Source organism: Protofrankia sp. CiP3 (assembly GCF_917627345.1).
Classification (GTDB): domain Bacteria; phylum Actinomycetota; class Actinomycetes; order Frankiales; family Frankiaceae; genus Protofrankia.
The window spans coordinates 1,541-10,353 of sequence record NZ_CAKJTM010000129.1; the positions used below are offsets into that span (position 1 = coordinate 1,541).

At 64.0% G+C, this 8,813-nt stretch carries 6 protein-coding genes; 3 read left to right on the top strand and 3 right to left on the bottom strand.

The features are described from left to right. A partial coding sequence (locus MJ797_RS23795; RefSeq protein WP_239341415.1) for a UvrD-helicase domain-containing protein occupies positions 1-1,525 on the top strand: 1,525 nt, incomplete at its 5' end. A 749-nt stretch (positions 1,526-2,274) separates the two neighbouring features. Here MJ797_RS23795 and MJ797_RS23800 read toward each other — a convergent pair. After that, entirely contained in the window at positions 2,275-2,517 is a 243-nt protein-coding gene (locus MJ797_RS23800; RefSeq protein ID WP_239341417.1) for a hypothetical protein, read from the bottom strand. A 726-nt stretch (positions 2,518-3,243) separates the two neighbouring features. Next, positions 3,244-3,606, bottom strand: a complete 363-nt coding sequence (locus MJ797_RS23805; RefSeq protein WP_239341420.1) for a hypothetical protein — start codon at positions 3,604-3,606, stop codon at positions 3,244-3,246. A 1,018-nt stretch (positions 3,607-4,624) separates the two neighbouring features. On the opposite strand from MJ797_RS23805, the gene MJ797_RS23810 reads away from it, so the two are divergent. Together MJ797_RS23810 and MJ797_RS23815 are read left to right on the top strand one after the other, a co-directional pair. Further along, positions 4,625-5,002 (top strand): hypothetical protein, encoded by a 378-nt coding sequence (locus MJ797_RS23810; protein ID WP_239341422.1) that lies wholly within the window; start codon positions 4,625-4,627, stop codon positions 5,000-5,002. Positions 5,003-5,005: 3 nt separating this feature from the next. Further along, positions 5,006-7,333, top strand: a complete 2,328-nt coding sequence (locus tag MJ797_RS23815; RefSeq protein WP_239341424.1) for a caspase family protein — start codon at positions 5,006-5,008, stop codon at positions 7,331-7,333. A 255-nt stretch (positions 7,334-7,588) separates the two neighbouring features. Here the strand turns inward: MJ797_RS23815 and MJ797_RS23820 are convergent, their stop codons facing one another. Continuing rightward, positions 7,589-8,638 (bottom strand): IS630 family transposase, encoded by a 1,050-nt coding sequence (locus MJ797_RS23820; protein WP_239341455.1) that lies wholly within the window; start codon positions 8,636-8,638, stop codon positions 7,589-7,591. Positions 8,639-8,813: the final 175 nt, after the last annotated feature.

Consider the following 8,813-nt stretch of genomic DNA (forward strand, 5'->3'; position numbering starts at 1 on the left):
CCCCGCCCAGGACCGCATCGCTCACGCGAACTACCGCGGCTCCGCCCGCGTCTCCGGCGGCCCCGGCACCGGCAAGACCATCGTCGCCCTGCACCGCGTCGCCCACCTCGTCGGCCAGCTCCCACCCGGCGCCGATAAACCGATCCTGCTCACCACCTACACGATGAACCTCGCCACCGACCTGCGGATGCGGCTGGCGTCCCTCATCGACCCGGACAAGCTGGCCCGCGTAGACGTCACCCACATCGACCAGCTCGCCGCCCGCGTCCTCGGCGAAAACACCCCCGCCCAGCACCGCAAGCAACGTGTCAGCGACCCGGCCGCGCTGACCGAACTGCGCCAGCTGCTCGCCGAACTCGACGAATCCCGCTGGGACGCCGCCTTCCTGTTCGACGAATGGGACCAGGTCGTCCTCGGCCAGTCACTGACCACCCGCGCTGACTACTTCCAGGCCCGCCGCGCCGGCCGCGGCCGCGCGCTGACCCGCCCCGACCGCAACCAAGTCTGGAAACTCGTCGAACAGTTCACCGCCCGCCTCGACAAGCTCGGCGTCGAAACCTGGGGTCAGGCCGCCGAACGCGCCGCCCGCTACGAAACCGACCGGGCCCGACGTATCACCGAACGCCCCACCACCGACCACGACCTCGACGACAGCTCAGGCCGGCGCAGCCTCACCTACCGCTACCGTCACGTCGTCGTAGACGAGGCCCAAGACCTCCGCGCCGCCCACTGGAAAATGCTGCGCGCCATGGCCGGCCCGACCGCCCCCAACGATATCTTCATCGCCGGCGACACCCACCAGCGCATCTACGATCACCACGTCACCCTCGGACCTCTCGGAATCAACATCCGCGGCCGGTCCACTCGCCTCACTCTCAGCTACCGCACCACCCGCCAGATCCTCGACTGGGCCCTCGGCATCATCGACACCACCCACACCCCCTACGACGACCTCGACGACGGCACCGATGCCCTCACGGGCTACCGCTCCGTCCTGCGCGGCCCCAAACCCACGCTCACCGGGTACCCGACCTGGGAATCCGAACTCGAAGGCCTTGCCGAAATCCTGAGCACCTGGCGCGCCGGAATAGCGAACCCGACGAACGACCGCCCGATCACCGAGACGCCTGATGAGACGACCCCCCGCCCGGCCACCGTCGACCCGACCGGCCGGATCGCCGTCTGCGTCGCCGACCGCGACTTGGTCGGCCGCACCATCGACTACCTGACCACCCACGCCGGCCTCACCTGCGCCGAACTCACCAAGGACGGCCCCCAGGGAGACGGCGAAATCCACATCGGCACCATGCATCGATTCAAAGGCCTCGAATACCAGAACCTCGCCATCATCGCCGTCACCGACGGCATCATCCCCCGCGCCGCGATCCACCGTTACAAGACCGAAGACCCGTCCCGCTATGACCGGGAAATCCGCAAGTCCCGCTCCCTCCTCTTCGTAGCCGCTACCCGAGCCCGCGACACCCTCGCCGTCACCTGGAACGCGAGCCGGAGCCCGCTTCTCTAGGCAGCGTCCAATCCGCGTTCCACGCCCTCGACTGCATCCGAGGCCGGCGGCGAGGATGAGCGTGGTCTGCGGTGCCCGGCGCCTCGTCATCCGGGCAACGAAGGACGGCTGTGCTCAGCAGCCCGTCCCGCCCTGGTTCGTCAGTCGTCCGCGCTCGGCCTGTTCGCCGCGCTCCAGGCCAGCACTTCCGGACGGAGCCACGGCCGGACGACGTCGCGGGGCAGTAGCTCCGCGAGCGTCTGCCGCACAAGCCGGCGCTCCCGGGCGCCCTCGTCACGCAGGGCCGGTGGAGTCAGGTATCGACCGTCATGACCGCTACGCGCAGCAGGTCGGCCGGTGGCCAAACAACGCGCTGGCCGGGCGTGATCTGACAAATGCTGGCAGCGCGTCCTTGCCGTACCGAAACATCGACATGGGTACTGACCTGCACAGATGGCCAGCCTACGGACCTCGCCGAAAACAGGCCGTCTAAGCCAACCCTATATCGATCTTGCCATACCCGGGGGCAGTATGTCACCGGACGATCCAGAAGTCCGAGCACTCCTCGACCATACGGGCACCGACGGTGTGCCATCGGAGGCGGTCAGGCAGTCCGCTCCCCCACGGGGGTTAACAGCCCGTACTCAGTTGTAACGTTCGGCGAGAACTGCGTGCTCTCTCCGACGCGACGGGCGATCGGGATGAACCGACCTGGTGCGCAATCGCAGGCCTTGCCCAGCACACCCGGCGGGCCGATCGTTGCTACGTGGTCACCACGACAGGTCCAACCCGTCGTCGACACTCGCCGGGTAACCGCTGCCGCCGGGCAGATGACCTGGGCTTGTGGCATCCGGTGTGACAAAGTCCGTGGCGGTCGGACGGGTAGATGCGGCGGCCAGGCTGCGGATGGAGATGACCGTTATCGGTGTGGCATGCACGCCGCGCTCCTCGCAGCCGCCGCACAACAGCTCCCCCGCACGGGCCTCGGCAGCATGGGCAACGCAATGCGTCACCGTTCCACGATGCCCGCGGGCACACTGGCAGTCGATGACGTAGGCGGCTGGCTGATCGCAGCGCATCCGCCTCGAGCCCGTGGTGGCGCCACACGTGCCCGGGACCGCTGGCGGAGTCACCACGACAGACCCCACCGCTCATCGGCTGCTGGCAATGGCAAGGCCACGCAGGCAGCGACGTGACCTGCGGCAGCGACATCCGATGTGCCGTCCCGCGTGGCAACGACAGCCCGGACGTACAGCCAGACCAGCCTGCGCGGAAATGCCCACCGGCCCAGCCAGACGGAATTCGCAAACTCGTGCAAATCACTTCGACCCGCGGGCCTACGCGGTCCATACGCAACGACTACCGGCATGGTCGGCTCCTCACGGCAGCGGGCTCTACACCTGGTAGGCCGCGACACCGCGTTTTCGGCACACCCCGTCCACAACCGCGCCGACGGGCACCGCGTGAACGGCCACACATTGATGAGCATCGGGTGCGCGCATTCCTGCCATCGGTGACCACGCAGGCAAGGCCGTCCGACGGTCAAATACACCGGCCCGCCGATGTCACACGAGCGCGGCCAGCACTCCTCGAAGGTGTCGCGCAGCGACACCTTCCCATGTGCCGTTCGGATCAAGTGACCGCCGACGGATGTGCATGCGCTGTAAAGCGTTCCATGCCGGGGGCATGCACGTGGGCGCCCATCGCCGCACCCTGACGTCTCGGATGACGCCCGCTGGCTACACCCCGGTTCTCACCCAGACGGGACTACCAAGGTCCGGAAACCAACGCACGGTCGGCTCCTCGACGCAGCGGTACCACGTGAAGGTGGCCGTGAGATCAAGTCGACTCGGATGCCAGCCATCAGGCTCAAGGGCGAGGCGGCGTATCCAGTTCAGGTCCGGCTCGATTCGGGACGCGAGGTTCTCGAACCGGTCGCTGTTCATGTCACCGATGGGTTCGCCGGCGAATGCGCACACGGCCACCAACTCGATCTCCTGCTCGTCGCTGTCGACAGCGACGTCGATCACCGCGGCGCCCGGGTAGGTAGCCCGCACGTCAGCGGCGATGCCCGCCGCGATTTCGACGACGAGGTTCTGCACCGCCTCGGCATGGGCCTAGCGCGCCCGCTCCAACGAATCGCGGTCGGGAGTGTGGGCACAGTTCGTAATCATCGAGGTCGCCTTCCAGCAGGTTGCGGTAGGGCCGCCCGTCGCGCCGAGCCATCTGCGTCGGCTCGACAGGACGAACGGATCTCTCACCTGATAGGCCGCGCGACCGCGGAAACGACACACCCCCGGTCGCGCACCGCGGCGGCATCGTAGCGCCCGGACGCCGCGCCCATGTCGAAGGAGCTGGAGGTGAAGGGATGGAACTTGAACCCCGATCTTGCTCGCTACCTGCGCAAACGCCAGCCGCGGACGACGTAGAGGCCAGCCGCTCGGCCTGAATCATCCGGCTGACCGCCACTCTACGTCCAGATCCGCTACCGCCACGACCAAACAAGATCACTTGCTCGTCGCCACATCAGGCTCGAAGATCAGCGGACGGTAGCACCCGAGCACTGTCCACGGAAGCGGGACCGCTCCAATCCACGTAACGCCGAGCCTGCCGAAGCGACACCGCGAAACGTGCAGACAGTTGGAGGGCGGCGTCCGCACTCGGGACGCCGCCCTCCAGCAGCTGAGCCGCAGCGTTCACACGCTCGGCGTACTCACCCGCACCCACACGGCCACGATCACCCATAGGCAGATCACTACTACCGCTTGTGTCGCAAGGTCACCTCGACACGCCGGGGCCGCTCGAGGCGCCGGTAGCTCAGCGTGACCTCGAACTCGAAGTTGCCAAGTGCGTTGGGGACGTATCGTAGCCGCCCTTGGGCAATACCTGTGACGGAGCTACCTACCACAGGGGGCGAGAGTATCGGGACGGACGTGGAGGGCAGCTGGGGATGGCGACCGCCGGTCGCGCCTGACCGTGTGTCGGCTATGGTTGATTTGCCGCGAGCCGGGCCCAGCCGAAAGGCGTCGTGCCCATCACGGCTCTTGTCTGGCGGCACCTATGTGCGACGGGGGGAACGGGGGCATCGTGGGTAGCGGCGGGCAGGGTGATACCGGCTGGGTGACGAAGCTTCTGGTGGTCGTGGCGCCGGACCCCGAGGTGGACAACGAGGCGGGCGAGCGCCTTACCCGCCAGTTGCGTGCGCAGATCGGCGAGCTGGACGTCGAGTCGGTCGGTCTGGCGGCCGGTGGGAGTGTTCCGGACGGGGCGAAGGCGGCGGATCCAGCCACGGTCGGGGCGATCGTGGTTGCGTTGAGCGCGTCGGGTGGGGTGCTGCCCACGCTCGTGGGGATGCTGCGGGACTGGCTAGCGCGCCACGATCGGGCACACCGGATCTCGATGACGATCGACGGTGACACCATTGATATGGACCGGGCCACAGCAGACCAGCAGCGTGCGCTGGTGGACGCGTTCGTGCGCCGGCACTCGGTGGGATAGGCGATGGGCCGTCGGCTGGCATTGTTGATCGCTAGCTACGAGTATCAGGACTCCGGTTTGCGGCGGTTGACCGCCCCCGCGCATGATGCCCACGCGTTGGCCGCTGTCCTGGAAGACCCGCAGATCGCCGGGTACGAGGTTACCATCCTGGTCAATGAGCCACACCATCGGGTGGGAGACGCGGTGGGGAGGTTCTACCAAAACGGGCGCCGAGACGACCTGACATTGCTGTATTTCACGGGCCACGGACTCAAGGACGACGGCGGCCGGCTGTACCTGGCGATGACCAACACGCGCCGCGACAGCCTCCTGTTCACCGGCCTGTCCGCGCAGGCGGTCGATGAGGCGATGGACGGCTGTGTGTCGCAACAGAAGCTGCTGATACTCGACTGCTGCTACAGCGGGGCCTACCCAGCCGGACGGATGGCGAAAGCGGACGCGGCCGTGCACACCCTGAAGCGTTTCCAGGGCAAGGGGCGTACGGTGTTGACGGCCTCCGATGCCACCCAGTACGCGTTCGAGGGCGAGCGGCTGCATGGACAGGCGCCGCGGTCGGTCTTCACCCGCTATCTCGTTGAGGGACTCCGCGAGGGCAGCGCCGACCTCGACAGCGACGGTGATATCACCGTCGATGAGCTCTATACCTACGTCCACGACCGGGTCGTGGACGAGATGCCCCAGCAGCGACCAAAAAAACAGGAGAACGTTCAAGGGCGGACCGTCATCGCCAGGAACGTCAACTGGGCGCTGCCGCCCTACCTCCGTCACCTCCTGAGCAGCCCGCTTTCCGCGGACCGGCTCGCCGCCTTCGACGGCCTGGACCACCTGCTCCGGATCGGTAACGATCTAGTAAAGGCGACGGTCCGCGCCGAACTGGCGTGTCTCGCCGACGACGATTGCAAAACGGTGGCGGCCGCCGCAACCGGCCGTCTGGACGCACTCGTCGCCTCTCAAGCCGGAGCACCGGAGCATGCCCCGCCGGGGCGTCGGCTGCCGAGCAGGCCCGAAGCCGCTATCGACTCAGCGTCGGCGGCTCCCATCGGGTTCACACCATCGGGTCCCCTGGCTCGAGCTGCCGACGCCACCCCCGCTGGCCGGGTCGTGTCGGCACGGGCCACGGACGGTCCGCTGATAGACGCCGAATGCGCCAGCCCGGCACGACCGCAGTCCGCCTTGGGCGCACCGCCAGTTGCAGTGGCGTTTGAACCATCGCCGGCCTCTAGGCGGTGGATTCCACGGTCGGGCGAGCCATCTGGACTCTTCGGCGATAATATCTACGCATTCCTCACTGAGGCTGACCGCGTGCTTTCATTACTCGGCGAGGACGACGGGATCCATCATATTGTTCATGTGCGCGAGCACCTCGATCGCGGATACGATTTAGCGTCGCTGGCGAAGCGGTGTCTCGTCACGTCTTCGCTTACCGTGTTCGTCGTGTCGTCCATGATCTACCGTGATGTCGGCGGCGACGCTTCGCTCGGCGGGTACTCGAGCGGATGGGCGATGACGGAAGAGATCAGGCGTGTGGAGCGCGCTGTGGCTGCGGCCGGTATCCATCGTGTGCCGTTCAACGTCATCCTGCCCGACGCATTCGACTACAGCCCCGAGGCGGAGGGCGGCGAAGAGATGCATAGTCAGTTCGACCGGGCGGAAGAATATCGTAAGCGATTCCGTGCTATTCGTTCACAGGTCGGCTTGATAGCGGTCGGTGCGAATTATCCGATTGTTCAACGCCTCCTGAAGCAGGATGTGTCAGACGTAGGCACCACGGTTTCGGGTCTGCTATACCCGGACATCCGTAATCTGACAATCGATGATATGGTTCGGGTTCGCCAAGACCATGAAGATTCGTTCGTGAGGCTCAAACGCGCTTTACAAAAATATCTTAGAGGACTCGGAACCGTCGATTCGGAGCCGGCTTATGTCGCGTTGGTCGAGGAACTCGACGACCAATGCCGCCAAACTCAGAATGAGTTTGAGCAGATCCGGCGACGCCACACGAGCTCCCTCGGTGGAATGGTCGTAACCACTTCACTCGTAGGAGTGGCGACCGCTACGTCGGCCGTTTCTCCAACCTTTGCAGCCGTGGCAGCTGCCGCAACCGGTTCAGCCGGCCTGACAAGCTTCATTCAGCAGCGGATCGCGCTGAAAAGCGAGTTGACCAGTCTTGAGAGATCGAATTTCTGGTTTGCTTTGCAACTCCACCGACGCGGTGATGCAACCCGGTCGGGTGGACCGGAGGTAGCTGTTCAGCAGGGGTCACAGCCCAAACATCCAGGTCAGAACATTGATCGTCACAGTCCGATATGTCGGAATTCATTCCATAGATGACGATTATTTTCCGGACGGATCATTATTTCTAAGGTTCCAGTCAAGATAATCATGCCGTTGAGCTGGGGGTTTGTCTGTGACCCCCTGCTGAACAGCTACGACCGGAGCGTCTCAGCCCCGGGCTCCCACAGAACGGAGCATGAACGTCTCCGGCTACTTTCCTCTTCTAATTCCAGCTACAGTATCCGGTAGGTAAGGTCCAGTCCCAGTACACGAACAGCCCTACGGTCACGACTTGCGATGTGTCACCCCTTACTAACATGAAACTAGACTACTGGAGTCTATATAGGCAAGATCGGGAGACTTGAAGAAACTGCGAACGAGTTCGGGACCTGCAACGAGTCGAGCGAACGCATCCTTGATCCCGGCTCGCATCTCGTCGCGAGTGCGTGCTGCCATTCGGCCGATTCGATCATACTTGACGTTCTTCCAGACCCATTCGTCCGGATTTAGTTCCGGCGAGTACGGCGGCAGGAGGAAGAGCTTAAGACGCCCGTCTGTCGACTTGACGAACGCCTGAGTTTCCTTCGACTTGTGCGAGCCGTGTCCGTCGACGATCAGATAGATTTTGCCGTCGATATCGTGCAACAACTTCTCGCAGAACTCGATGAAGATTTTCGAGTTCACGTTCTGGTTGTCGAGAAGCTGGAAGTGCAGCTTACCCTGAGCCGATATTGCGGAAATCATGTTAACGGAATCCCGGTCACCAGTTCCGTGCACGATTGGCGTTTGTCCTACTGGGGCCCAGGTCGTGCCAGAGTGAAAATCGGTGCGGACCGACGCCTCGTCCCCAAAGAAGATCGAAGCGCCTTCCACCTGGGCTTCTTTGCGAATCTTCGGGTAGTCCTCCTCCTTCCACTTCTTAACCTTGTCCGAATCCTTCTGCCAAGCCCGCGTCAGCGGACGTTGGGGTGACAACCCCATTCGATGCAGCAACTTCCCGACCCCCTGAGGTGTGTACTCGACCCCGAACTTCCGCCGGATCACGTCACGAATCATGTCGCGCGTCCAGAGAGCAAAGTCGAACTGCAACTGCCGCGGGTCATTGCCTACGATGAGCCGCAAAAGAATATCAATCTGCTCCTTGGTCAGCTTTGGTTGGGGGCCAGGAGACTGCTTCACCTTGAGTGCTTCCGGCCCCCCTTCGCGTCGGATCTTGAGCCATCCAAAGAATGTCGACCGGCCAATTTCAAACGCGTGGCACACCTGATCCACGGCCATGCCACGGTCATATGCGCTCAACGCCAGCGCTCGGATATCTTCTAGGGTTCGCCGCGGAATTCTGGAGCCTGATTCATTGGCCATGTCAACAGCATATTGGAAATATGCCAAGAAGTCCAGTATTCAGATTTCTCCTTAGTACCTTCGACGGCTTCCTTACATTGACAAGGACGAAAAAGATACCCACCGGGGGACTTGATCCGGGTGAACCGCTCAACCGATTCGGCCCAGATGGCCCTCGAAGAGCCGCCCTACTTGC

Coding starts and splice junctions, on each gene's coding strand:
- MJ797_RS23815 (WP_239341424.1), top strand. CDS start 5,006: ATGGGCCGTCGGCTGGCATTGTTGATCGCTAGCTACGAGTATCAGGAC.
- MJ797_RS23820 (WP_239341455.1), bottom strand. CDS start 8,638: ATGGCCAATGAATCAGGCTCCAGAATTCCGCGGCGAACCCTAGAAGAT.